Origin of the sequence: Bradyrhizobium sp. HKCCYLS3070, assembly GCF_051167575.1 — a bacterium.
In the GTDB taxonomy this organism is placed as follows: domain Bacteria; phylum Pseudomonadota; class Alphaproteobacteria; order Rhizobiales; family Xanthobacteraceae; genus Bradyrhizobium.
The window spans coordinates 1,469,921-1,494,745 of the sequence record NZ_JBNPTI010000001.1 but is presented as its reverse complement, the minus strand read 5'-3'; the positions used below and the strand labels follow the sequence as shown (position 1 = coordinate 1,494,745).

General features: G+C 65.3%; 17 protein-coding genes, 1 tRNA gene and 1 pseudogene. 11 read left to right on the top strand and 8 right to left on the bottom strand.

What is annotated here, in order from left to right:
• Positions 1-40: 40 nt before the first annotated feature.
• On the top strand, positions 41-253 hold the full coding sequence (locus tag ACQR03_RS06985; protein ID WP_315711835.1) for a hypothetical protein: 213 nt from the start codon (positions 41-43) through the stop codon (positions 251-253).
• A gap of 83 nt (positions 254-336) precedes the next feature.
• Here ACQR03_RS06985 and ACQR03_RS06980 read toward each other — a convergent pair whose 3' ends face one another.
• From ACQR03_RS06980 to ACQR03_RS06970, 3 genes and pseudogenes are all read right to left on the bottom strand, one after another.
• Positions 337-498: a hypothetical protein gene (locus ACQR03_RS06980; protein ID WP_316172794.1), complete on the bottom strand. Its 162-nt coding sequence runs from the start codon at positions 496-498 to the stop codon at positions 337-339.
• 402 nt (positions 499-900) lie between these two features.
• Positions 901-1,635: pseudogene (locus ACQR03_RS06975) on the bottom strand (FkbM family methyltransferase); the annotation flags it as partial.
• Between the two features lie 131 nt (positions 1,636-1,766).
• Positions 1,767-1,843 (bottom strand) — tRNA-Arg (locus tag ACQR03_RS06970).
• A gap of 473 nt (positions 1,844-2,316) precedes the next feature.
• Here ACQR03_RS06970 and ACQR03_RS06965 point away from each other — a divergent pair.
• From ACQR03_RS06965 to ACQR03_RS06940, 6 genes are all read left to right on the top strand, one after another.
• Entirely contained in the window at positions 2,317-7,533 is a 5,217-nt protein-coding gene (locus ACQR03_RS06965; protein ID WP_315751090.1) for an alpha-2-macroglobulin family protein, read from the top strand.
• A complete protein-coding gene (pbpC, locus tag ACQR03_RS06960; protein ID WP_315751092.1) occupies positions 7,530-9,758 on the top strand; it encodes a penicillin-binding protein 1C in 2,229 nt (742 codons plus the stop codon). The genes ACQR03_RS06965 and pbpC overlap by 4 nt, the downstream gene beginning before the upstream one ends.
• Before the next feature lie 51 nt (positions 9,759-9,809).
• Positions 9,810-11,552: an ArnT family glycosyltransferase gene (locus ACQR03_RS06955; RefSeq protein WP_315751093.1), complete on the top strand. Its 1,743-nt coding sequence runs from the start codon at positions 9,810-9,812 to the stop codon at positions 11,550-11,552.
• Positions 11,553-12,344 (top strand): phosphatase PAP2 family protein, encoded by a 792-nt coding sequence (locus ACQR03_RS06950; RefSeq protein WP_315751095.1) that lies wholly within the window; start codon positions 11,553-11,555, stop codon positions 12,342-12,344.
• A 93-nt stretch (positions 12,345-12,437) separates the two neighbouring features.
• The gene (locus ACQR03_RS06945; RefSeq protein WP_315711843.1) at positions 12,438-13,175 is read left to right on the top strand and encodes a glycosyltransferase family 2 protein; all 738 of its coding nucleotides are present in this window, start codon (positions 12,438-12,440) and stop codon (positions 13,173-13,175) included.
• Positions 13,175-13,513: a lipid-A-disaccharide synthase N-terminal domain-containing protein gene (locus ACQR03_RS06940; protein WP_172109779.1), complete on the top strand. Its 339-nt coding sequence runs from the start codon at positions 13,175-13,177 to the stop codon at positions 13,511-13,513. The genes ACQR03_RS06945 and ACQR03_RS06940 overlap by 1 nt, the downstream gene beginning before the upstream one ends.
• 65 nt (positions 13,514-13,578) lie before the next feature.
• Here the strand turns inward: ACQR03_RS06940 and ACQR03_RS06935 are convergent, their stop codons facing one another.
• Positions 13,579-15,288: a Na/Pi cotransporter family protein gene (locus ACQR03_RS06935; RefSeq protein ID WP_315751096.1), complete on the bottom strand. Its 1,710-nt coding sequence runs from the start codon at positions 15,286-15,288 to the stop codon at positions 13,579-13,581.
• Positions 15,289-15,407: 119 nt separating this feature from the next.
• A complete protein-coding gene (metC, locus tag ACQR03_RS06930) occupies positions 15,408-16,601 on the bottom strand; it encodes a cystathionine beta-lyase (protein ID WP_315711845.1) in 1,194 nt (397 codons plus the stop codon).
• 316 nt (positions 16,602-16,917) lie between these two features.
• Here metC and ACQR03_RS06925 point away from each other — a divergent pair, with 316 nt between their 5' ends.
• Genes ACQR03_RS06925 through ACQR03_RS06910 form a run of 4 tightly spaced genes read left to right on the top strand, consistent with a single transcriptional unit; the run spans position 16,918 to position 21,451 of the window.
• Positions 16,918-17,934, top strand: a complete 1,017-nt coding sequence (locus ACQR03_RS06925; protein ID WP_315711846.1) for an amino acid ABC transporter substrate-binding protein — start codon at positions 16,918-16,920, stop codon at positions 17,932-17,934.
• A gap of 28 nt (positions 17,935-17,962) precedes the next feature.
• Positions 17,963-19,168, top strand: coding sequence for an amino acid ABC transporter permease (locus ACQR03_RS06920; RefSeq protein WP_315751097.1), 1,206 nt, complete (start codon positions 17,963-17,965; stop codon positions 19,166-19,168).
• On the top strand, positions 19,165-20,685 hold the full coding sequence (locus tag ACQR03_RS06915) for an amino acid ABC transporter permease (RefSeq protein ID WP_315751098.1): 1,521 nt from the start codon (positions 19,165-19,167) through the stop codon (positions 20,683-20,685). The genes ACQR03_RS06920 and ACQR03_RS06915 overlap by 4 nt, the downstream gene beginning before the upstream one ends.
• A 22-nt stretch (positions 20,686-20,707) precedes the next feature.
• Positions 20,708-21,451: an amino acid ABC transporter ATP-binding protein gene (locus ACQR03_RS06910; RefSeq protein ID WP_315711850.1), complete on the top strand. Its 744-nt coding sequence runs from the start codon at positions 20,708-20,710 to the stop codon at positions 21,449-21,451.
• A gap of 64 nt (positions 21,452-21,515) precedes the next feature.
• On the opposite strand, the gene ACQR03_RS06905 is transcribed toward ACQR03_RS06910, so the two are convergent.
• The 3 genes from ACQR03_RS06905 to ACQR03_RS06895 form a co-directional block, all read right to left on the bottom strand.
• Positions 21,516-22,550 (bottom strand): cysteine synthase A, encoded by a 1,035-nt coding sequence (locus ACQR03_RS06905; protein WP_315751100.1) that lies wholly within the window; start codon positions 22,548-22,550, stop codon positions 21,516-21,518.
• Positions 22,551-22,631: 81 nt separating this feature from the next.
• Entirely contained in the window at positions 22,632-23,864 is a 1,233-nt protein-coding gene (locus tag ACQR03_RS06900; protein WP_315712616.1) for a cyclopropane-fatty-acyl-phospholipid synthase family protein, read from the bottom strand.
• A 108-nt stretch (positions 23,865-23,972) separates the two neighbouring features.
• A complete protein-coding gene (locus tag ACQR03_RS06895; protein ID WP_315751102.1) occupies positions 23,973-24,818 on the bottom strand; it encodes a DUF1365 domain-containing protein in 846 nt (281 codons plus the stop codon).
• Between the last annotated feature and the right edge of the window lie 7 nt (positions 24,819-24,825).

The following is a 24,825-nucleotide window of genomic DNA, read 5'->3' as shown; positions in this document are numbered from 1 at the left end:
GCTTCATTTCAGCCGCCGCTTACAGATGAGCCAGTCCTTCATGGCCGCAGCGTCCTTCACCGTACGGGCCGAAAGCGCCAGCGCGATCGCTACCATCAGGTGCCGCAGCGCGCAGGACGCGCTGCTGACGGCCAATGCCTATCTGCGTCTCGGCGCCGCCTGCGTCAGCATCGAGATGCCCGGCGGACAAAGCATGAGCCCGGACCGGCTCGATGCGCTGCTCAACGATTCTGGCGGGCGCATCGGCTTCTGAAATCGGGCGTCGGCCGCACCGCCACTCTTCCCTGGCGTGATCGCGACGGCTTGTGCGGGAGCATTCCGGGAGTGCGTCCAGGCTCAGGATGACGACGCTTCGACGCGGTCGTCGGGGAGCGCCGTCGGCCACGAGACATCGGTAATGTAGGGGCCGTACAGGACATCCTGGCGCCGCTGGTAAATGATCGTGAGGGCGACGGTGGCGATGAAACAGATTGCAGTCAAAATGGCTAGTTCGAACATGGTTCAACTCCATCGCCCAGCACGTGGCGGATGAAGGGCGTCGGCGTCAAATTGAAGCCGGCGTTAAGCTGAAGAGGAAAGCTTAATGCACGCGAGGCATCCTGCGTTGCAGGCGAACAGCCAAAGCAGAACCGCTGGGTCCGCGCGGCTGAACCTCGGGTCGAGAGTCCGGCCGCTCGGCGCGCGCTACTCAGCGACGGTCGGCTGACCGGTATCAAGCTCCGGAAACATCGCCCGGCAGCTCAGGCAATAGGATTCGAAAATAAAGCTCAGCAACGTGGACATCGGTAACCCCCATCAGTCGATGTGATGCTGGGCAACGTGCCGGGGGACTGTTTCAGGACGACTTCGTGCGCCCGGCGAAGTGGTTTCGATCGGTGCCAGGAAAGCTTCGTGGTCACAGGACGTCGGCGCGCGCACGCTCCTGAAGATGAAGTTGTTGCAATAGTCCTTCCGCTTCCAGAACCATTCGCCATCGGCGCGCTGATGGATTTCCGGGTCGAAGGCAGACAACGGAAGCAATCTCCCGCGGCTCAGGAATTGGCCCCGATAGCCGAGACTCCGCAGGAGCAAGAATGTCTCCTTCACCCTGTCGAGCGTCGCCAGGCGGCGGTCGCACTCGACCACGATCAACGGCCGGCATCGGCGCAAGGTGCGCTCGGCGCCGCGCAGTACGTCGAGTTCGGCACCCTCGACGTCGATCTTGATCGCAGAGACGTTTGCGGTGTCGGGGAGATAGTCGTCCAGCGACGTCGTCTGCACCTGGATCGCCTTCGAGGTCTCGGCGGGCCGGAGCAGCGAAGCTCCGGGCTGATGCCCTTCGGGAACGAACAGGGTTTTCCTGCTGGAGCACGAATAGACGGCGCGCGGTTCGACGACGACATTGTCGAGCGAGAACCGGGAGCAGAGCCGCGCCAATCGTTCGGCAAGATCCGGCTGGGGCTCGAAGGCGATGACCCGCCCCGGCGCCGACCACCGTGCCAGCCAGTAGAGAAAACTGCCCTTGTTGGCGCCGATGTCGCAGACGATGTCGCCGCGCCGGATGTGACGCTGCAACTCGGACAGCTCCGTCTTGTGGTCGCGGAATCGGGACCGCAGGATTCTGACCAGAAACCGGGATGCCTCATGTTTCGCCAACCGAGCCCCCCAACGCCATGGCTACGCGCCCGCCAAACGAGGGCGGGCTCGGGTGCGCACGCCCTGTCGTTCACGGCAATGCTTCAAAATGGACGAGTGGCGGGGCGCCAAGATGGCGCTGGCGTGGCGACTGGCGATCCCAGCAGGACTCGAACCTGCAACCCGCGGAGTAGAAATCCGCTACTCTATCCAGTTGAGCTATGGGACCGGCGTCGCGAGACGACTATCGCCCGGTGACCATCCCAAGATGAACGTCCGGAGGATGAGCGTCATGGGATGGGTGCCGAAGGCAAAGCCCGGCCGGCGCGCTTTCCATAGCACGGGTCATATGAAAAATCTTCCGTTTCGCCAAGAGCGGCCGAACCCGACGGAGGCCCGGCGAGACCAAGCGGAGGCGGAGGTGGGTCTATCGCCCCATTTGCGCGTCAGCGGCGCCGGATCGGCGGCCGCCGCGGTTGTCTGTATGCCATGTCCTGTGAATTGCCCGTTGATGAACAGATTTTCCTGTCGCATGTGCGTGCCGATGGTCGCGCCTGGGACGGGCCGCTCGCGGGTCCGCTGCAACCTTTGCCATCAGTCCGTCACCATTTCGCGTCCATTCTCGCCACGAATCGGCCAAACACGGACATCTCTCCGCGTGTCCGGAACAGCCGCCCCAATCGCCGTCCAAGGAGCTGCCCCATGATCGGTCTGGTTCGCGCCGCCGTCCTCTGCGCCATCATGGCGCTCGGTCTTGCTTCTGCCCACGCCGCCGACAAGGCGTTCAAGCGCGACGACCTCGCCGATGCCGCGATCAAGCTGGAGGCGCAGATCAAGAGCGAGGCGGGGGCGGTGAACAAGCCGCTGGCGACGCTTCGCACCGATGCCGACGCGGCGCTGCGGCGGAACGACCTACGGACCGGCCTGCAGATCCTCGGGCAGATCGCGACCGCTGCGCCGGATGATTCCGGTAACTGGCTGCGGCTGGCGCGCACCGTGCTCAACCAGATCAAGCCGATCAATCCGTCGGAGCAGACCTTCCTCCTGGAGCGGGCCTCGACGGCGGCCTACATCGCCTATCAGCGCGCCGGAAATGCCGGCGAGGAGGCGGATGCGCTGGCCGTGCTCGGCAAGACCATGGCCGAGCGCAAGCTGTGGCGGCCAGCGCTGGATACGCTCAGGATGTCGCTCGAGCTGCGTGAGGTGGCCGATGTCCGTGGGCAGTATGAGCGGATGCGCGACGAGCACGGCTTCAAGCTGCTCGACTACACCGTGGATTCGGACTCGGCGAGCCCGCGCGCCTGCTTCCAGTTCTCCGAGGATCTCGCCAAGCGCACCGACTTCTCGCCGTTCGTGGCCCAGGCCGGCAATGACAAGCCGGCGCTGACCTCGGAGGACAAGCAGCTCTGCGTCGAGGGTCTCAAGCACGGCGAGCGCTACAACATCAATCTGCGCGCCGGGCTGCCGTCGGGCGTCAAGGAGAGCCTGCCGAAATCGGCCGAGTTCAACATCTATGTTCGCGACCGCAAGCCGTTCGTGCGCTTCACCGGCAAGGCCTATGTGCTGCCGCGCATCGGGCAGAAGGGCATTCCGCTGGTCAGCGTCAACACGCCGGCGGTCACCGTCAACGTGTTCCGGATCGGCGACCGCAATTTGATCAACACCGTCATCGACAGCGACTTCCAGCGGCCGCTGTCGAGCTATCAGCTCACCGATCTCGGCAATGAGCGCGGCATGAAGGTGTGGAGCGGCGAGCTGTCGACCGCGATGACCCTGAACCAGGACGTCACCACGGCCTTCCCGGTCGATCAGGCGCTGAGCGACATGCAGCCCGGCGTGTATGTGATGACGGCGGCGCCGAAGGGGCCGACGAGCGGCAATGACGAGGACGGCGGCCAACTCGCGACGCAATGGTTCATCGTCTCCGATCTCGGAGTCGCCGCGTTCTCCGGCAATGACGGCATTCACGTGTTCGTCAATTCGCTGGCCTCGACTGATCCGGTCGCGCGCGCCGAGGTGCGGCTGGTGGCGCGCAACAACGAGATCCTCGCGACGCGCAAGACCGACGACGCCGGCCACGTGCTGTTCGAGACGGGCCTGGCGCGTGGCGAGGGCGGGCTGTCGCCGGCGATGCTGACCGTGTCGGGCGAGAAGACCGACTATGCCTTCCTCAGCCTGAAGACGTCAGCCTTCGACCTGTCCGATCGCGGCGTCGCCGGGCGCGAAGCGCCCACGGGGCCGGACGCTTTCGTCTATTCCGAGCGCGGCGTCTACCGCTCCAACGAGACGGTCTACCTCACCGCGCTGCTGCGCGACGGCAAGGGCAATGCCATGACCGGCACGCCGCTGACGCTGGTCGTCGAGCGTCCCGACGGCGTCGAGTTTCGCCGCGCGGTGCTGCCGGACCAGGGCGCCGGCGGCCGTTCGTTCAGCGTGGCGCTGAACTCGGCGGTGCCGACCGGCACCTACCGCGTGCGCGCCTTCACCGACCCAAAGGGGACGGCGGTCGGCGAGACCACCTTCATGGTCGAGGATTACGTCCCCGAGCGGCTGGAATTCGATTTGAGCTCCAAGGACAAGCAGATCAAGGCTGAGACTCCGGTGGAGGTGAAGGTCGACGGCCATTTCCTCTACGGTGCGCCGGCCTCCGGCCTGCAGCTCGAGGGCGACCTGCTGGTGACGACCGCGCCCGAGCGGCCGGGGTTCCCGGGCTACCAGTTCGGCGTCGCCGACGAGGAGAGCGCCTCCAACGAGCGCACCCCGATCGAAGGCATGCCGGAAACGGACGAGAAGGGGGCGGCGACGTTCCCGGTGAGCCTGCCCAAGCCGCCGTCCTCCAGCCGGCCGCAGGAGGCGCAGATCTATGTGCGCCTGGCTGAGACCGGCGGCCGCGCCGTCGAGCGCAAGCTGGTGCTCCCCGTGGCGCCCAAGGCGGCGCAGATCGGCATCAAGCCGTCGTTCTCCGGCAAGAGCGTCGGCGAGGGCGACAAGGCCGAGTTCGACGTCGTGTTCGTCTCGCCGGAGGGCAAGACGCTGGCGCGAAGCGGGCTGCGCTATGAGCTGCTGAAGATCGAGTCGCGCTACCAGTGGTACCGGCAGAACTCCTATTGGGAGTATGAGCCGGTGAAATCGACGCGGCGCGTCGGCGACGGCGACGTCACGATATCAGCCAACAAGCCGGCGCGGCTGAGCTTCCAGCCGGAGGCCGGGCGCTATCGCCTCGACGTCAAGTCGGCGGATGCCGACGGCCCGGTGACGTCGCTGCAGTTCGATGTCGGCTGGTACACCGACGGCAGCGCCGACACGCCGGATCTCTTGGAGACCTCGCTCGACAAGCCGCAATACCAGTCCGGCGAGAGCATGATCGTGACGGTCAATGCGCGCACTGCCGGCAAGCTGACGGTCAACGTGCTCGGCGACCGGCTACTGACGACGCAGACCACCGAGGTCAAGGAAGGTACCAACCAAGTCAAGCTTGCGGTCGGCAAGGACTGGGGCACCGGCGCCTATGTCGTCACGACGTTGCGCCGTCCGCTCGATGCGGCCGCGCAGCGCATGCCGGGCCGCGCGCTCGGCGTCGCCTGGTTCGGCATCGACAAATCAGCGCGCACGCTCAACGCGGCTCTGACGCCGCCTGCGCTGGTACGTCCGGGCTCGGCGTTGAAGATTCCGGTCAAGGTCGGCGGGCTCAATCCCGGCGAGGACGCCAAGATCGTGATCGCGGCGGTCGATGTCGGCATTCTCAACCTCACCAACTACAAGCCGCCGGCGCCCGACGATTACTATCTCGGCCAGCGCCAGCTCTCCGCGGAGATCCGCGACCTCTATGGCCAGCTGATCGACGGCATGCAGGGCACGCGCGGCCAGATCCGCTCGGGCGGTGACAGTGGCGGAGCCGAGCTGCAAGGCTCGCCGCCGACGCAGAAGCCGCTGGCGCTGTATTCGGGCATCGTGACCGTCGGGCCCGATGGCACCGTCGAGGTCAGCTTCGATATTCCGGAGTTCGCAGGAACTGCGCGGGTGATGGCGGTCGCATGGAGCGCCACGAAAGTCGGCCGGGCGAATGTCGACGTCACCGTGCGCGATCCGGTGGTGTTGACCGCGACCTTGCCGCGCTTTTTGCTGAGCGGCGACCGCGGCACGCTGTCGTTCGACCTCGATAACGTCGAGGGCGCGCCCGGCGACTATGTCGTCGGCGTCAAGGCCAGCGGCCCGGTCAAGGTCTCCGGCAATGCCAACGTCACGCTGAAGCTCGCCGCCAAGCAGCGGGCGTCGTCGACGCTGCCGCTGGATGCCAGCGGCACCGGTACGGCGCAGCTCGACGTCGATATCAAGGGCCCCAACGGGCTGGCGCTGGCGCGGCACTATCAGCTCGACGTCAAGCCGGCGACCCAGGTGCTGGCGCGGCGCTCGATCCGCACGCTCGCGAAGGGCGAGAGCCTGACGCTGACATCGGACATGTTCAATGATCTCGTGGCGGGCACCGGTACGGTGTCGCTGTCGGCGGGACTGTCGACCGCGCTCGATGCGGCAACCATCCTCAAGGCGCTCGACCGCTATCCGCATGGCTGCTCGGAGCAGATCACCAGCCGCGCGATGCCGCTGCTCTATGTCAACGAGCTCGCAGCCGGCGCGCATCTCGCGATGGACACCGAGGTCGACCAGCGCATCCGCGACTCGATCGACCGCTTGCTGGCGCGTCAGGGCTCCAACGGCTCGTTCGGCCTGTGGTCGGCCGGCGGCGACGATCCCTGGCTCGATGCCTACGTGACGGATTTCCTGACCCGCGCCCGCGAAAAGGGCTTTGCCGTGCCGGACGTGCTGTTCAAGAGCGCGCTCGACCGCGTCAGGAACTCGGTGGTCAATGCCGAGGAGCCAGAGAAGAGCGGCGGCCGCGATCTCGCCTACGGCCTCTACGTGCTCGCGCGCAACGGCGCGGCGCCGATCGGCGACCTGCGCTATCTCGCCGACACCAAGCTCGGCAATCTCGCAACTCCAATTGCCAAGGCGCAGCTCGCCGCGGCGCTCGCGCTGGTCGGCGACCGCGCCCGCGCCGAGCGGGTCTATGCGGCAGCCGCCGACAGCCTCGCGCCGAAGCCGGTGCTGGTGTTCGGCCGCACCGATTACGGCTCCGACCTGCGTGATGCGGCGGCATTGGTGTCACTGGCCGGCGAAGGCAATGCGCCGCGCGCGACGCTGACGCAGGCGGTGACCCGCGTCGAGGCAGCGCGTGGCCTGACGCCGTACACCTCGACGCAGGAGAATGCGTGGATGGTGCTGGCGGCGCGTGCGCTCGCCAAGGAGACGCTGACGCTCGATGTCAACGGGCAGGCGGTGAAGCAGGCGCTGTACCGCAGCTACAAGGCGGCTGAGCTCTCAGGCCAGCCGCTGAAGATCACCAACACCGGTGATGCGCCGGTGCAGGCGGTGGTCTCCGTCTCCGGCTCGCCGCTGACGCCGGAGCCGGCGGCATCGAACGGCTTCAAGATCGAGCGTGGCTACTACACGCTCGACGGCAAGCCGGCCGATATCAGAACCGCGAAGCAGAACGACCGTTTCGCTGTCGTGCTGAAGGTCACCGAGGCCAAGCCGGAATACGGGCACATCATGGTGTCCGACTATCTACCGGCGGGGCTGGAGATCGACAATCCGCATCTGGTGTCGTCGGGCGACAGCGGCACGCTCGACTGGATCGAGGACGGCCAGGAGCCGGTCAATACCGAGTTCCGCGACGACCGCTTCACCGCCGCGCTCGACCGCGCCGCGGATTCCAAGTCCGTGTTCACGGTCGCCTATGTGGTGCGGGCGGTGTCGCCGGGCAAATACGTGCTGCCACAGGCCTATGTCGAAGACATGTACAATCCCTCACGCTATGGTCGGACCGGTACGGGCTCCGTGGAGGTCCGCGCGGCGAAATGAGCGAGGGTGGAACGAGTGATCGTGAGTTGGGTGGCCGGACGGTGCCGCACACTCCGTCATGCCCAGGCTTGACCCGGGCATCCATCGCTCGCGGCGACGAAGGCGCGGCTGGCCGGGACAAGCCCGGCCATGACCCGAGGAGATGGCGGAGCGTCAAACGGCCGCTCGCGGGCGCGCTGTTCTTGTTCGTCGCAGTCATCCTTGCCTTCACCGCCTACACCATCTCCCTCGGCCCCCTGCCGCTGCGCGAGGCCAAAGCCGTGTCCACCACCGTCGTCGACCGCCACGGCAAGCTGCTGCGCGCCTATGCGATGGCGGATGGGCGCTGGCGGCTGCCGGTCAGCGCGAAGAAGGACGTCGATCCGACCTATTTGAAACTGCTGTTCGCCTATGAGGACCAGCGCTTCTACGACCATCACGGCGTCGACCCCCGCGCGCTGGCGCGCGCCACGATCCAGCTCGGCGCGCACGGCCACATCGTGTCGGGCGGCTCGACCATCACGATGCAGCTGGCGCGGCTGCTCGAGCCCAGGCGGCAGCGCTCGCTGCACGCCAAGCTCAGGCAGATCGTGCGCGCGCTCGAGCTCGAGCATGAGCTGAGCAAGGACGAGATCCTCGATCTCTACCTGACGCTCGCGCCCTATGGCGGCAATCTCGAAGGCATCCGCGCCGCCTCGATCGCGTATTTCGGCAAGGAGCCGAAGCGGCTGTCACTGGCGGAAGCGGCACTCTTGGTGGCGCTGCCGCAGTCACCGGAGACGCGGCGGCTCGACCGGCATCCCGAGGCCGCTCGACGCGGCCGCGACCGCGTTCTCGACCGCATGGTGTCGGAGAACGTGATCTCCGCCGAGGACGCGGCGCAGGCGAAGGCGCAAGCCGTGCCGGCCTTCCGCCAGCCGATGCCGATCCTGGCGCCGCATGCTGCCGACCAGGCCTCGGCGACCGTCAAGGATCAGCCGATCATCCGCCTTACGCTGGACGCCTCGCTGCAGAAGGTGCTGGAGCCGCTGGCGCGCGATCGCGCCATCGCATTGGGACCGAACGTCTCGGTCGGCATCATCGTGGTCGACAATGACAGCGGCGACGTGCTCGCCCATGTCGGATCGGCCGACTATTTCGACGAGAAGCGGGCAGGGCAGGTCGACATGACCCGCGCGGTGCGTTCGCCAGGATCGACCCTGAAGCCGTTCATATATGGGCTCGCCTTCGAGGACGGCTTCGTGCACCCGGAGAGCCTCATCGAGGACCGCCCGGTGCGCTTCGGCTCCTACGCGCCGGAAAATTTCGACATGACGTTCCAGGGCACGGTGCCGGTGCGCAAGGCGCTGCAACTGTCCCTGAACGTTCCCGCCATCGTGCTGCTCGATCGTGTCGGCGCCAGCCGGCTGTCGTCGCGACTGAAACAGGCCGGCGGCAATTTGGTGCTGCCGAAGGACGAAGCCCCAGGCCTTGCCATGGGCCTCGGCGGCGTCGGCGTGACCCTGCAGGACCTCGCCCAGCTCTATGCCGGATTCCCGCGCCTGGGCACCACCAGGCCGCTGCGTGAGATCATGACCGGGGAGGGCACCGACGATGCCCGCGAGCCGTTGCGGCTGATGGATTCGGCGGCCGCCTGGCAGGTCGGCAACGTGCTGCTGGGGACCCCGCCGCCGGAAAACGCAGCCCGCAACCGGATCGCCTTCAAGACCGGTACCAGCTACGGCTATCGCGACGCCTGGTCGGTCGGTTTCGACGGCCGCGTGACGATCGGTGTCTGGGTCGGCAGGCCCGACGGCGCGCCGGTGCCCGGCCTGATCGGCCGCGTCGCCGCGGCGCCGATCCTGTTCGACGCTTTTGCCCGCAGCGGCAAGCTGCCGGTGACACTGCCAAAGCCGCCCAAGGGTGCGCTTGTCGCCAGCAATTCAAAGTTGCCGCTGCCCCTGCGCCGGTTCCGGCCGGTCGGAGAACTGGTGCGGACCGGCGCGGAGCAGGCGCCGCACATTCAGTTCCCGCTGAACGGCTCCCGCATCGATGTCGACCGGTCCGCCGGTCCCGAGGCGTCGGTGATGCCGGTGAAAGTGTCCGGGGGCGTGCTGCCGCTGACCATGCTGGTCAATGGACTAGCCGTCGGCGAGATCGACAGCCGGCGCCAGCGCCTGATCGATCCGCCCGGGCCGGGCTTTGCCCGCCTCACCGTGATCGATGCCACGGGCGCTGCGGACACAGTTGTGGTCAGAATCCAGTGAGGGTTCGCTAAGCGGTTGTCGACATAGCGGTTTCAGCGTATTCGGAACCCCATGGTCGAGACCTTTGCCCGCCCCCGTTTTGGAGAGCCGCGCGAGCCGAAGAACCTGGTCAATCCAGGCAATCGGCTGGTGCGGATGATCGATGTCGTCACCGTGAGCCACACCAGGGCGGTGGCGTTCCTGCTCGTCTGCGGGCTGCTGTTGTTCCTGCCGGGCTTCTTCACCATCCCGCCGATCGATCGCGACGAGGCGCGCTTCGCCCAGGCGACCAAACAGATGGTCGAGAGCGGCGATTACGTCGATATCCGCTTCCAGGACGACGTGCGCTACAAGAAGCCGGTCGGCATCTACTGGTTGCAATCGGCTGCGGTCGAGACGGCGTCGGCGATCGGTCTGCCGCGTGCGCAGCTGCGCATCTGGGTCTACCGCATTCCCTCGCTGATCGGTGCGATCGGCGCGGTGCTGCTGACCTATTGGACCGCGCTCTCCTTCGTGACACGGCGCGGCGCCGTGTTCGCCGCCCTGCTGATGTGCTGCTCGGTGCTGCTCGGGGCGGAAGCCCGGCTCGCCAAGACCGACGCGATGCTGCTATTCACCGTGGTGGCTGCGATGGGTGCGCTGGCCCGCGTCTATCTGTCGTGGCAGCGCGGCGAGGATCCGGTGCATCCACCGTGGGGACCGCCTGCGATCTTCTGGACGGCGCTCGCCGGCGGCATCCTGATCAAGGGCCCGCTGATCCTGATGTTCGCGGGACTGACGATCGCGGCGCTGGCGATCATGGATCGCGGTGCTGGCTGGCTATCGCGTCTGCGCCCTCTATGGGGACTGATGTGGATGCTGGTGCTGGTGCTGCCCTGGTTCGTGCTGATCTTCCTGCGCGCCGGCGACACCTTCTTCGCCGATTCCGTCGGCGGCGACATGCTGAGCAAGATCGGCGCCCAGGAGTCGCACGGCGCACCGCCGGGCCTCTATCTGCTGCTGTTGTTCATCACCTTCTGGCCCGGCGCGCCGCTGGCCGCCATGGCAGCCCCCGCCGTCTGGCGCGCGCGGCGCGAGCCGGGGGCGCAGTTCCTGCTGGCCTGGCTGCTGCCGTCCTGGGTCGTGTTCGAGGCCGTCCTGACCAAGCTGCCGCATTATGTGCTGCCGCTCTATCCGGCAATCGCCATCCTCACCGTGGGCGCGCTGGAGCGGCGGGTGCTGGCGCGCAACTGGCTGCGGCGCGGCGCCGCCTGGTGGTTCGCGATTCCCGCCATCACATCGGTGGTGGCCGTGATCGGCGCCATCATCGTCACGCACCAGCCGGTGTTCCTGGCCTGGCCGTTCGTGGCGGCGTCGCTGATTTTCGGCCTGTTCGCCTGGTGGCTCTATGACGACGGCCGTGCCGAGCGCTCGCTCTTGAATGCCGGCGTGGCGGCGATGTTCCTGGCGTTCGTGGTGTATGGCGCCGTGCTGCCGGCGCTGACACCGCTGTTTCCCAGCGCGGAGATTGCGCGCGCGCTGCGCAACGTGGTCTGCGTCGGGCCGAAGGCGGCAGCGGCAGGTTTCCACGAACCTAGCCTCGTGTTCATGACAGGAACCTCGACACAGCTCACCGACGGCTCGGGGGCGGCCGACTTCCTCAACCATGGCACGTGCCGCTTCGCGCTTGTCGAGCAGCGCACCGAACGGGCGTTCGTGCAGCGCGCCGAGGCCATCGGGCTGCGCTACAACGTCGCCAAGCGCATCGACGGCTACAACATCTCGCAAGGCCGCCCGGTCTCGATTGCGATCTATCGTTCGGAAGGCACCGAGTAGATGTCGGCGCCAGACACGCCCTCGCTGTCGTCAGGCTATCTCGCCCAGCTCGCGCTGGTCGGCAAATTCTCGTTCGGCCGGCTGGTTCGGCGGCCGCAGACCGCGCCGGACGCTGCGGGCCGGCAACGCCTGCGACGCGAGCTTCTCCTGCTCGGTGCCATCGGCCTGAGTGTAGTCTTGATGCTGATGTTCACCTTCGATGCCTACGAAATCGGGCTGATGCCAGCGCGTGGAACACCGAGCCTGTGGCCGGTGCGCATCATCACCGAATTCGGCCAGGACGAATACGTGCTGGGACTGCTGGCAGTGGGGGTCGTCGCGACGATCCTGATCGCGCCGTTGTGGCCTGAGGCTTCGCGCAGCCGGCTTCTGAACTTTGCGACGCATGTTCAGTTTTTCTTCTTCGCGGTTCTGCTCTCCGTGCTATCGGCCCAGGTGTTGAAATACATCATCGGGCGCGGCCGTCCCTTCGTCGGCGGCAAGGCCAATGCGTTCAATTTCGAACCCTTCAACGGCACGCCGGCCTATTTCAGCATGCCGTCGGCGCATGCGGTGACCGCCTTCGCGCTCGCATTCGCCATTGCGGCCGTCTGGTCGCGGCTGCGGATACCAATGTTCATCTATGCCGTCGTGATTGCCCTGAGTCGGCTGGTGCTGCTGGCGCATCATCCAAGCGATGTGGTCGCCGGCGCCGTGGTCGGATTGGCCTGCGCCATGCTGGTCCGCTACTGGTTCGCAGCACGACGGCTGGGCTTCCGCCTGGGCAAGGACGGCCAAATCGTACCGCGCTAAAGGGGTTGATAGGCGGCCCCAAGCCCCATAATAAGCCTCCGCCGCATCGCCCGGGGCAGGAACCGGTCCAGTCACGCCATCGCGAGTCTCATCTTGTCGACCGAAACCCCCGTTGCCGTCTCCATCGTCGTTCCCGTGCGCAACGAGGCCGGCAACATCACGCCCCTGATCACCGAGATCGCGGCCGCGCTCGACGGTCTCTGGGCCTATGAGATCATCTACGTCAACGACGGCTCGACCGATGACACCGCGCAACGGCTCGCCGAGGAGATGGCGCGGCGGCCGAACCTGCGCGTGCTGCGCCATGAGAAGTCGTCCGGGCAATCGGCGGCCGTGAGAAGCGGCATCCGCGCGGCCCACGGCGCGATGGTTGCGACGCTGGACGGCGACGGGCAGAACAATCCCGCTTTCCTGCCCGACCTCATCGCTGCGCTCGAAAAGGGCGGGGCGGGTGTCGGCCTCGTCGCAGGCCAGCGCGTCGGTCGCAAGGACACCGGCTTCAAGAAACTGCAATCGCGGCTTGCCAACAAGATCCGCAATGCGGTGCTGCATGACGGCACCCGCGATACCGGCTGCGGCCTCAAGGCGGTCCGCCGCGACGTCTTCCTGATGATGCCGTATTTCGATGGTCTGCACCGCTTCCTTCCCGCCCTGGTGCGGCGTGAGGGCTACGACATCGCCTACATCGACGTGACAGATCGACCCCGGCACTCCGGTGTCTCGAACTACGGGTTCTTCGACCGGCTCTGGATCGGGATCATGGATCTCGCCGGCGTGTGGTGGCTGATCCGCCGCAAGAAGCCGACGCCGGTTGTGATCGAGGTAAAGTAATGCTGATTCAATTCGGGCAGGCGTTCAGCAACTATCTCTACGACATCTTCATCGCCAAATTTGATTTCTGGCTGGTGTTCGGCCTCGCCGCCCAACTGGCCTTCGCCGCGCGCTTCCTTGTGCAGTGGATCGCCAGCGAGCGCGCGGGCAAGAGCGTGGTGCCCCTTGCCTTCTGGTTCTTCTCGATCGGCGGCGGCCTCATGACGCTGATCTATGGTCTCGTCAAGCGCGAGCCGGTCATCATCTTCGGCCAGTTGCTGTCGAACATCATCTACGTCCGCAACGTGATGCTGATCTTCAAGAACCGTCAGCGCGAGTCGCAAACGCTGAGCAATTGACCGGAGCGGGCTTCAGGTTCACAAGGCGGATGTGCCGTCGCCCGTTCGTGGGGCCGTCCTGCGCCTCAGCGCGGCAGCGGCCGGGCCGAGGACGGGGGCAGGGGCACGGGCACGGGCACGGTCGTCGCCACGCTGTCAGCTGCCTCGCCGCGGCGCGTCGCAATCTCGCCGGCGGCATCCAGCACGGGATAGGCGACCGAGCAGATGTGCGAGTGGATCCGCCTGAGGTCACGCAGCACGTCGAGATGCAGTGAGGTGGTTTCGAGCGTCTCCGAGCGGCCGTCGCGCAGACGTTCGAGGTGCCGCTCGGTCGCGCCGAGCTCGGCGTTGCGGAGCTCGGCTTTCTGATCGAGCAATTGGTGCGCCTGCTGCGCATCGCCGGACATGAAGATGCCGAACGCGACGCGGAGCGCCTCCATGATCTGGCGGTGAAAGGCCTGCAACTCGTCGGCGCCCTCCGCGGAGAACTGGAACCTGCGCTTGATCTTCTTGGTCGCGAGCTCGCTCAGGTTCTTGTCGATGATGTCGCCGATGTGTTCGAGGTTGATCGCGAAGGAGATGATCTCCATCGCCCGCTTGCCCTCGCGATCGTCCAGGCTGCCCCGCGTCAGCTTGGTGATGTAAAGCTTGATGGCTTCGTCGAGCCGGTCGACGACATTGTCCGCGCGTGACACCTGATCCACGAGGCCACGGTCGTTGGTCATCATCGCGGTCATGACATTGCGCAACATGGTCTCGACCAGATCGCCCATGCGCAGCGCCTCGCGCGCCGCGTCCGCAAGCGCCAGCGACGGTGTCTCCAGCGCGGTCTCGTCGAGGTAGCGCGGCTTGGCGGGATCGACTTCGGCCGGGCGGTCGGGGAACAGTCTGACGAGCAGCTTCTCGATGCTGCCGAGCAGACCGATGAAGACCAGCGCCGTGCCGAGGTTGAATGCCATGTGAAACTGCGCGGTCAGCTTCGACAGATCCGGCTGCCATTGCTGCAGCTGAGCCGCGAGCGGATGCAGGAAGGGTGCGATCAGCGCGACGCCGATGATGCGGTTGAGGAGATTGCCGACGGGCAGGCGATAGCTCGCGGGATTGTCGCGCCGGGCGCCCTCGAACACCGGGTTGACGGCGCTGCCGAGATTGGCCCCGAGCACCAGTGCCATGGCCGCATCGGCCGTGATGAAATGCGCATAGGCCAGCGACATCACCAGCAGCACGCTCGCGACGCTGGAATGCACGATCCAGGTGACGGCGGCGCCGAAGATGATGCACAGCGTGACGTCGGCGGTGATCGCCTGCATGAACACGCGCATCGCCGGCGCCTCCTCGGCCGGCGCGAGCGTGTCGATCAGGATATGGAGCGACAGCAGCATCAGGCCGAGGCCGATCGACACCCGGCCGAGATCCTTGATGCGCGATCGCGGCCCGCTGCGGAACGCCACCAGGCCGAGCACGAACAGGATCGGCGCGACGGCCGCGACGTTGAACGACAGCACCTGGACGATCAGCGTGGTGCCGATATTGGCGCCCAGCATGATCGCCATCGCGGGGATCAGGCCGACGAGGCCTTCCGCAGCAAAGGAGGTGGTGATGAGCGCCGTTGCCGTGCTGCTCTGGAGAAGCGCGGTGAGGCCGAGTCCGGCCGCGAGGGCGCTGAAACGGTTCCGCAGCGCTCGCGACAGCAGCAGCCTGAGATCCGGGCCGAAGGCGCGCAGGATGCCGCTGTGGACCATGTGAAGGCCCCACAGCAGCAGCGCCACGCCACCCATCAGATCGAGCAGAACCATGATTCCCGTTCGTTCCCGCTTGTCTTCAGACCAAGGCTACGCCCAATCGGCCGGGGATCAACGCCAATTTGGCGGCCCCGGTTGCCCGATCGCGCGGCGCTCCGCCCCTGCAGGCGTGGTCAAGCGGCGTTGAACGCGGCAAAGCCGCGATCGAGATCGGCCTTGAGATCCTCGGTATTCTCGAGACCGATGTGCAGCCGCAATGTCGGACCGCCGGGTGCCCATGTGGTCGCCGTACGGTAGCTCGCGCAGTCGAACGGGATCGCCAGGCTCTCGAAGCCGCCCCAGGAATAGCCCATGCCGAACAGCGTGAGCGTGTCGAGCATGGCGTCGACGGCGGCCTGCGCCTTTGGTTGCAGCACGATGCTGAACAGGCCGGAGGCGCCGGTGAAATCGCGCTTCCAGATCGCGTGCCCCGGATGGCTTTCCAGCGCGGGATGCAGCACCTCGATCACCTCGGGACGCGCGGCGAGCCAGCGCGCCATCTCCAGGCCTGACCGGTGATGCTGCGCCAGGCGCACGCCAAGCGTCCGTACGCCGCGCAAGGCCAGGAACACGTCGTCCGGTCCGGCGCAGACGCCGAGCAGGCGGATGCCCTCGGAGATCAGCGGCCACGCCTTCGCATTGGCCGAAATCGTCCCGAACATGATGTCGGAGTGGCCGCCGATATATTTGGTGGCCGCCTGCATGCTGATGTCGACGCCCTGATCGAGGGAGCGATGGTAGAGCGGCGTCGCCCAGGTGTTGTCGTCGATGACCAGCGCGCCGTGCGCATGCGCAACCGCGGCAATGACGGGGATGTCCGGCATTTCGAAGGACTGCGAGCCCGGCGCCTCGACAACCACCGCGCGTGTATTCGGTTTGAGCAGTTGCTCAATTCCTGCGCCGATCAAGGGGTCGAAATAGGTCGTCTCGACGCCATAGCGTGCCAGCATGCCGTTGCAGAAATTTCGGGTTGGACGATAGATGCTATCGCACACCAGAACGTGGTCGCCGGCCTTGAGCACCGACAGCAGGGTGGTCGAGATGGCGCCGAGGCCTGACGGCGCGATGCCGACGCCGGCGCATTGCGGCCCCTCGAGCGCCATCAGCACTTGCTGCAGCGCCTTCGTGGTCGGGGTGCCGTGGCGGCCGTACTGGAATTCACCGCGGTGTGCATGCAGATCTTCAGCCGTTGGATACAGGACCGTTGAACCATGAACGACAGGAGGATTCACGAATCCGTGCTGCGCTTTCGTGTCCCGCCCCGCCGTGACCAGCCGTGTCTCGACGTTTTGTCGCACCGCCGCAGCGGGGTCGTTCGATGATGCCATTCGCGTGTCTTTTCTCTTTAAACCTGCCGGGATAGCTGGAAATCAGGCCGCACTGCGGTCGTTAATAACAGAATGCAGAACAGGCCCGTCAACCCCTTGACCCGGACCGCCAGTCGTTCTGTGATGCCGGCGCAATTCGATCGCTGCACGTTGAGGGGCTTGCCGCGATTTCCGCTTCATCTCGCATGCACGGCTCCGTCGTGCATGGCGCGCGCCATATTCTTGGTATGGCGTTTGCAGAGGCGGATTCAGGTCGGCCCCTCCTACGCGCTGAGATTCATCGCTCCCCAAGGACGACCCGCGAAAGGCTGTATTTATGAAACGCGTCACTCTGGCTCTTACTCTTGCTCTCGCCCCGGTGCTGGCGAGCGTCGGCGCCCAGGCCGAAACGCTCAAGACCGTCAAGGATCGCGGCATGCTCGCCTGCGGCGTCAGCCAGGGCCTTCCTGGCTTCTCGGCGCCCGACGACAAGGGCAACTGGACCGGGCTCGACGTCGACGTTTGCCGCGCCATTGCCGCCGCGATCTTCAACGATCCGACCAAGGTCAAGTTCGTTCCACTGTCCGCCAAGGATCGCTTTACTGCACTGCAGTCGGGCGAGATCGACGTGCTGTCGCGCAACACCACTTGGACCCTGTCGCGTGACACCTCGCTGGGCGCCAATTTCGCCGGCGTGACCTATTACGACGGCCAGGGCTTCATGGTGAAGAAGGCCCTGAAGGTCAATTCGGCGCTCGAGCTCAACAGCGCCTCGATCTGCGTGCAGACCGGCACGACGACTGAGCAGAACCTCGCCGACTACTTCAAGGCCAACAAGATGAAGTACGAGGTGATCGCATTCGCCGGCCAAGACGAGACCATCAAGGCGTACGAATCTGGCCGTTGCGACGTCTTCACGACCGACGTTTCCGGCCTCTACGCCGAGCGGCTGAAGCTCGCCAATCCGGCCGATCACGTGGTGCTGCCGGAAGTGATCTCGAAGGAGCCGTTGGGCCCGATGGTCCGCCATGGCGACGACCAGTGGTTCGACATCGTCAAGTGGACCTTGTTCGGGCTGGTGACGGCCGAGGAGCTCGGCGTGACGCAGGCGAACGTCGATGAAATGGCCAAGTCGGACAAGCCGGAGTTCAAGCGCGCCTTCGGCACCGACGGCAATCTCGGCGAGCAGCTCGGCCTCACCAAGGACTGGTTCTACCGGATCGTGAAAGCGGTCGGAAACTACGGCGAGATGTATGATCGCAACGTCGGCGCCGGCTCCAAGCTGCAGATCGCGCGCGGTCTGAACCAGCTCTGGAACAAGGGCGGCCTGCAATACGCGCCGCCGATCCGCTGATCACTGCGCGATAGCGGGGCTGCGGCGAATGAGCATCGAAGCAAGGTTACCGCCTACGCAATATGGGCTTCGGCTGAAGCGTATGCTGGGTGGCAAGGCAGGATGGAACGGCATCATCCTCCAGATCCTGTTCGTCGCAGTGCTGGTGTGGGTTGGCTACGAGATCGTGGCCAACGCACGCAGCAACCTCGCCACCCAGCGGATCACGTCGGGCTTCGGCTTTCTCAACAATACGGCCGGCTTCGACGTCAACCAGACCCTGATCAGCTACTCCGGCTCCGACAGCTACAGCCGCGTGCTGATCGTCGGCGTGCTGAACACGCTGCTGGTCTCCGTCATCGGTATCGTGCTGGCGACCATCCTTGGCTTTCTGGTTGCGCTTGGCCGCTTGTCACCGAACGTATTGCTCTCGCGGGTCTCCGGCGCCTATGTCGAGCTGATCCGGAACCTGCCTCTCCTGTTCCAGATCCTGTTCTGGTATCTCGCGGTGTTGGCGGCTCTGCCCGGACCGCGGCAGAGCATCTCTCTTTTCTCGACCTTCTTTCTCAACAACCGCGGCTTCATCGTTCCGCGCCCGATCGAGGAGCCCGGCTTCACGCCGTTCGCGATCGTGCTCGGTGTGGCGATCGTGGTCTCGATCGGTCTGCACTATTACGCGCGGCGTGAGCTGTTCTTGCGCGGCCATGTGATCCGGATTTGGCCCTACGTGCTGGGGCTGCTGATCGGCCTGCCGCTAATTGCAATGCTCGTGTTCGGCGTGCCGATTTCGTTCGAGGTGCCGGCGCTCAAGGGATTCAACTTCGCCGGCGGCTCCCGCATCATTCCAGAGCTCGTTGCGCTGACCCTGGCGCTCACCATGTACACGGCGTCTTTCATCGCCGAGGTGGTACGGGCGGGAATCCTCTCGGTCCACAAGGGACAGATGGAAGCGGGGCTCTCGCTTGGACTGAGCCGCGGCACCGTGCTGCGCCTGATCGTCGTGCCACAGGCGCTCCGCGTCATCCTGCCGCCGCTGACGAACCAGTATTTGAACCTGACCAAGAATTCCTCGCTCGCGGTCGCTATCGGTTATCCCGATCTCGTGTCGGTGTTCGCGGGCACGACGATGAGCCAGACGGGGCAGGCCATCGAGATCATCGGAATCACGATGGGCGTCTATCTGGCGCTGTCGCTGATTACGAGCGCGATGATGAGCTTCTATAGCTGGCGGCTTGGGAAGAGACTTGGCGCATGACCGACATCACGGCCTCAACCTTCATCCGTCAGGACATGGCCGGAGAACGCCCGGCGCCCATCAAGACGACCGGTTTCGTCGGCTTCGTCCGCACGAGGCTGTTGAACTCGCCGACCAATATCCTGCTCACCCTGGTGAGCGCGCTGTTGATCTGGTTCACCGTGATCCCGGCCGTCAAGTTCCTGCTGGTCGACGCGGTGTGGGTCGGCAAGGACCGCGATGCATGCCTGGCGCAGAACGCCGGCCATCCGGTCGGCGCCTGTTGGCCCTACATTTCGGCGAAGTTCAGCCAGTTCATGTACGGCTTCTACCCGGAGGCCGACCGCTGGCGCGTCAATCTGACCTATGTGCTGGCGGTGGTGCTGCTCGTGCCGCTGCTGATTCCGCGCCTGCCGGCCAAAGGCCTTAATGCGGGTCTGTTCTTCTTCGCGCTGCCGGTGGTCGCGTTCTTCCTGCTCTATGGCGGTGGGCTGGAGGGCTTCGGCGTGAGCTGGACCACAGGCACCCTCCAGCTGTTCGTCGAGAGCATCGATACGGCCGGTAACGCGCTGGTGCGCGCCGGCGATAACGTGCCGGTGGTCGGCATGCTGCTGTGGCTGCTCGGCAAGCTGGTCGTGCTGATCGGAACGCTCGCATCGCTCGTGATCTGGCCGCTGGTCTGGATCCGCAATGAACTGCAGCAATCTCACCAGCCCGTGTGGAATGATCTCGCGCTCTCCGCGATCATTGTCACCGCGCTGGTGTTCATCATCGGCGGCGGGAGCAGGGCGCTGCGCAGCGTCATCGCCACGGCCGCGACCTTCGCCGGCATCGCCATCGTCATTGCGATCATGGGCCTCGATCGCGGCGGCCTTCCCATCGTCGACACAAGGCTGTGGGGCGGCATGCTGGTGACGCTGGTCGTCTCGGTGATCGGCATCGTCGCGTCGATGCCGATCGGCATTGCGCTTGCGCTCGGCCGCCGCTCGACCATTCCGCTGATCCGCGTCTTTTCGATCGCCTTCATCGAGCTGGTGCGCGGCGTGCCGCTGATCACGGTGCTGTTCTTCGCCACCTACATGCTGCCGCTGTTCCTGCCCGGCAATGTCAGGGTCGACGGCCTGGTACGGGCGCTGATCGGCGTTGCGCTGTTCTCCGGCGCCTACATGGCCGAGGTGATCCGCGGCGGCCTGCAGGCCATTCCGCGCGGCCAGGCGGAGGCGTCGAGCGCGCTCGGCCTGTCCTGGTGGAAGACGACGAGCTTCATCGTGCTGCCGCAGGCGCTGCGCCACGTCATCCCCGGTATCGTCAACAGCTTCATCTCGCTGTTCAAGGATACCTCGCTGGTCTCGATCGTGGCGCTGTTCGACTTGCTCGGCAGCCTCAAGGCTTCGTTGGCCGATCCGGTCTGGGCGACACCGACCACGGCTTTCACCGGCTTTGCCTTCACAGGAATGATCTACTTCGCCTTCTGTTTCGGCATGTCACGCTACTCCATGCTGGTCGAGCGCCGCCTCAACGCGCACCGGCGCCATTGACCCAGATATCGTCGAGAGATCCATGACTGCAAATTCGATCGTCAGCATTTCCGCCCTCAACAAATGGTACGGCGAATTCCACGTCCTGCGCGACATCAACCTCTCCGTCGGAAAGGGTGAGCGCATCGTGATCTGCGGGCCCTCGGGCTCGGGCAAGTCGACCTTGATCCGCTGCATCAACGCGCTGGAGGAATTCCAGGAGGGCGAGATCAATGTCGACGGCATCGATCTGGGTCCGAATCTCAAGCGGGTGGACGAAGTCCGCCGTGAGGTCGGCATGGTGTTCCAGAGCTTCAACCTGTTTCCGCATCTGACCGTGCTGGAGAACTGCACCCTGGCTCCGATCTGGGTGCGCAACATCCCGCAGAAGGAAGCCGAGGCGACTGCGATGAAGTTCCTGGAGCGGGTCAAGATCCCGCATCAGGCGCAGAAATATCCGGGCCAGATGTCGGGCGGTCAGCAGCAGCGCGTTGCCATCGCGCGCGCGCTGGCGATGAACCCGAAGGTCATGCTGTTCGACGAGCCGACCTCGGCGCTCGATCCCGAGATGGTGAAGGAGGTGCTCGACACCATGGTCGATCTCGCCAAGGAGGGCATGACCATGCTGGTCGTGACCCACGAGATGGGCTTTGCACGCGAGGTCGCCAACCGCGTCGTGTTCATGGACGCCGGCCAGATCATCGAATCGAACACGCCGCAGGAATTCTTCGCCAACCCGCAGCATGCGCGCAGCAAGCTGTTCCTGAGCCAGATTCTGCGGCATTGATGAGGAAGCGAATCGGGACTTGCGAATAGGGCGAGAAATTCTACTCGCTACTCGCTACTCGCCCTCAAACGAAAGGCGGCTTGATCCCGCTGCGCCGCTCCAGCCAGGCCGGCACCGGCAGGTTCTTCGAACGCATGAACTCCGGATTGTACAGCTTCGACTGATAGCGCGCACCGGAGTCGCACAGGATGGTCACGATGGTGTGGCCGGGGCCGAGCTTCCTGGCGAGTTGCACCGCGCCAGCGACGTTGACGCCGGTCGAGCCTCCCAGGCACAGGCCTTCATGCTGCACGAGGTCGTAGATCGTGTTGACGGCGTCCTCGTCGGACACCAGGAACGCGTCGTCGACCTTGGCGGTCTCGATCACGGGCGTCACACGACCGATGCCGATGCCTTCGGTGATGGAATCGCCGGGCGTCGATTTGACGACCCCGTTCTTGAACCATTCGTACATCGCGAAGCCGTGCGGGTCGGCACAGGCGGTGACAATGTCCTTGTTCCTGTCCTTCAAATAGCGGCTCGTGCCGGCGATCGTGCCGCCGGTGCCGACCGCGCAGATGAAGCCGTCGACCTTGCCGTCGGTCTGCTCCCAGATCTCGGGTCCCGTGGACTCATAATGCGCCTTGGCGTTGTCGAGGTTGTTCCACTGGTCGGCGAACAGCACGCCGTTGGGCTCGGTCATGCGCAGTTCGTCGGCGAGCCTGCGGCCGACATGCTGATAGTTGTTGGGATTGCTGAACGGCAACGCCGGCACCTCGACCAGCTCCGCGCCGCACAGCCGCAGCATGTCCTTCTTTTCCTGGCTCTGCGTCTCCGGAATCACGATCAGCGTGCGATAGCCGCGCGCGCTGGCGACCACGGCCAGACCGATGCCGGTGTTGCCGGCAGTGGCCTCCACCACGAGGCCGCCGGGCTTGAGATCGCCACGCCTCTCGGCCTCCAGGATCATCCACTTGCCGGCGCGGTCCTTGACCGACTGGCCCGGGTTCATGAACTCGGCCTTGCCGAGAATGGTGCAGCCCGTCGCCTCCGAGGCGCGCTTGAGCTTGATCAGCGGTGTGTTGCCGATCGCCGCGACGACGTCGTTATGAATGGTCATTTTGCAGATACCGTAGGAGTTTCCTCGAGCACACTTAAGAGGACCCTAGCCTGATATCCAGGGGAGCGTAAGCCGGCTGGATCAGCCCCCCGATTTCGCAAAGACGACCTGGCGAACATCGATATTCCCGGAGAGGAAACCCGCTTCGCAGTAGGACAGATAATATTCCCAGAGCCGCCTGAAGCGCTCGTCGAATCCGGCGGGCGTGAGGTCCGGCCAAGCCTCTCGGAAGTTATTTCGCCAGATCGCAAGCGTCCTGGCATAATCTTCCCCGAAGATCCGCTCGCGGATGACGGGTATGCCAAAGCGGTCGCCGAGCGACTTCAGAATCTGCGGTGTCGGCAACATGCCGCCGGGAAAGACGTAGCGCTGGATGAAGTCGACCTCGCGGCGGTAGTGCTGGAACAGGCTGTCCTGGATGGTGATTGCCTGGACACCGGCCAGTCCGCCCGGCAGCAGGCGGTCTCGCAGTTGCGAGAAATATTTCGGCCAGAATTGTTCGCCGACCGCCTCGATCATCTCGATCGAGGCGATGCGATCGTAGTGGTCACGCTCGTCCCGGTAATCCTGCAGGCGGATTTCGACCTTCTCGGCGAGCCCGGCCTCCTGGATGCGGCGCTGCGCGAAGTCGCGCTGCTGTTGACTGATCGTCAACCCAACGACCTTGGCGCCGAACGTCTTGGCGGCATATTCGGCAAAGCCGCCCCAGCCGCAGCCGATCTCGAGCAGCTTCTGCCCGGGCTTGAGATCGATCGCCTCGGCCAGCCGCTTGTACTTGTTGGTCTGCGCTGCAGTGAGGTCGGTGGTGTGCTCCTCGAACAAGGCCGAGGAATAGGTCATGCTCGGATCCAGCCAGGCCGAGTAGAACGAATTTCCGATGTCGTAATGGGCATAGATGTTGCGCTTCGCCTGACGCTTGGTGTTGCGGTTGAACCAGTGCCGGACCAGCTGGGCAAACCGGATCAGCGGCTTGTCTTCCAGCATCGACTGCAGCAGGTGCTGGTTGACGCAGAACAGATAGAGAAACTGCGTCAGGTCCGGCGTATCCCAGTCGCCGTTCAGATAGGCCTCGGCGATGCCGATGTCGCCGCCATTGAGAAGACGCGATGCGAAGCCGTAATTGGCCAGGATCATTGCGGCGGCCGGCCCGGGCTCAACGCCGCCAAGCCGGATCACCCGTCCGTCCGGCAGGGTCACGTCGAGCGTGCCTTTTCGCAACCGCGAGCCGAAGCCGAGGGCAAGGCGGGGCAGGCGGGGAAGATCGGCAAGCACCTTGTCGATGGTATCAGGGGTGACTGGGATGACGTCCGGCATGGCAGGTCCACTCACGCAAACGGCTCCAGCCCACGTCCCCGTCGGCTGGCCGGTGCGGCACCTGTGCGGGCAGGGATCACGGACGCAGAGCGAGCCGGCCGTTTCCGGTCAGCGTCGTGACATATAAGCGTGGCTGCCGTTCCCCGCCAAGCCGGTATTGGTTCCAGGGCTTGCACTGATTTCGCCACGCGGGACGAGGCGGACGCCTTTGGCCCACAGCCGCAGTGCCTCCCAATGGATCGCGGCGAAGATTTTGACAGTCACCAGCGGGAGCGAGACGAAGGCTGCGAGCAGGGAGCCAGACGTCAGCCCGCGACGGCGGCCAGAGAAGGTTGCAGCGAGCAGGGGCCCGTCGGGGCCAGTTTCCAGAATCCGCAACTTGACCTTGTCGCCCGGCGGCATGACCCGGAAATGGTAGCGCATCGCCATGTCGATGAACGGCGAGACGTAGAAGGTCTTGTCCTGCGTCTGGCGCAGCCCTGCCGCGGACAGCTCATTGGATCTGACCGGCAGCACATAGGGCTTGATCTCGCCGAAGGTGTTGCGGACCTCGTAGATCATCAGCGCCAGGGTGCCGTCGCTGCGATAGCAGAAATAGACCGACAGCGGATTGAACACGTAGCCGAGCAGCCGCGGATAGCACAGCAACAGCACGCGTCCGCCGCCGAGATCGATCCCCTGATCCGCCGCGCAGGTCTGCGCATAGGCCAGCAGCGACGAGCCGTCGCGCGGACCGTGGTCGGCCTCGTGGAAGCTGTAGAGCGCTCGCCGATTGACCCCGAACAGCGAGGCCTGCCGGTCCACCTGGTCGAGCCGGCCGAGATCGATCAGCAGGCTCATAACGCGATACCGGAAGCGGTGCGTGGTCGGCCGCATGCGGGCATGCATGACCTCTCCGACATAGAGCGCGGCCGCTTCCGTTCGGTCATCCTGTCCCGAGTGATCCATGTCCATATCGCGC

Excerpts from the sequence above, each read along its gene's own strand:
- ACQR03_RS06895 (WP_315751102.1), bottom strand. The coding sequence starts at position 24,818 with ATGGACATGGATCACTCGGGACAGGATGACCGAACGGAAGCGGCCGCG.
- ACQR03_RS06950 (WP_315751095.1), top strand. The coding sequence starts at position 11,553 with ATGTCGGCGCCAGACACGCCCTCGCTGTCGTCAGGCTATCTCGCCCAG.
- ACQR03_RS06910 (WP_315711850.1), top strand. The coding sequence starts at position 20,708 with ATGACTGCAAATTCGATCGTCAGCATTTCCGCCCTCAACAAATGGTAC.
- metC (WP_315711845.1), bottom strand. The coding sequence starts at position 16,601 with ATGGCATCATCGAACGACCCCGCTGCGGCGGTGCGACAAAACGTCGAG.
- ACQR03_RS06920 (WP_315751097.1), top strand. The coding sequence starts at position 17,963 with ATGAGCATCGAAGCAAGGTTACCGCCTACGCAATATGGGCTTCGGCTG.
- ACQR03_RS06940 (WP_172109779.1), top strand. The coding sequence starts at position 13,175 with ATGCTGATTCAATTCGGGCAGGCGTTCAGCAACTATCTCTACGACATC.
- ACQR03_RS06955 (WP_315751093.1), top strand. The coding sequence starts at position 9,810 with ATGGTCGAGACCTTTGCCCGCCCCCGTTTTGGAGAGCCGCGCGAGCCG.
- ACQR03_RS06985 (WP_315711835.1), top strand. The coding sequence starts at position 41 with ATGGCCGCAGCGTCCTTCACCGTACGGGCCGAAAGCGCCAGCGCGATC.
- ACQR03_RS06905 (WP_315751100.1), bottom strand. The coding sequence starts at position 22,550 with ATGACCATTCATAACGACGTCGTCGCGGCGATCGGCAACACACCGCTG.
- ACQR03_RS06935 (WP_315751096.1), bottom strand. The coding sequence starts at position 15,288 with ATGGTTCTGCTCGATCTGATGGGTGGCGTGGCGCTGCTGCTGTGGGGC.
- ACQR03_RS06980 (WP_316172794.1), bottom strand. The coding sequence starts at position 498 with ATGTTCGAACTAGCCATTTTGACTGCAATCTGTTTCATCGCCACCGTC.
- ACQR03_RS06925 (WP_315711846.1), top strand. The coding sequence starts at position 16,918 with ATGAAACGCGTCACTCTGGCTCTTACTCTTGCTCTCGCCCCGGTGCTG.
- ACQR03_RS06965 (WP_315751090.1), top strand. The coding sequence starts at position 2,317 with ATGATCGGTCTGGTTCGCGCCGCCGTCCTCTGCGCCATCATGGCGCTC.
- pbpC (WP_315751092.1), top strand. The coding sequence starts at position 7,530 with ATGAGCGAGGGTGGAACGAGTGATCGTGAGTTGGGTGGCCGGACGGTG.
- ACQR03_RS06915 (WP_315751098.1), top strand. The coding sequence starts at position 19,165 with ATGACCGACATCACGGCCTCAACCTTCATCCGTCAGGACATGGCCGGA.
- ACQR03_RS06900 (WP_315712616.1), bottom strand. The coding sequence starts at position 23,864 with ATGCCGGACGTCATCCCAGTCACCCCTGATACCATCGACAAGGTGCTT.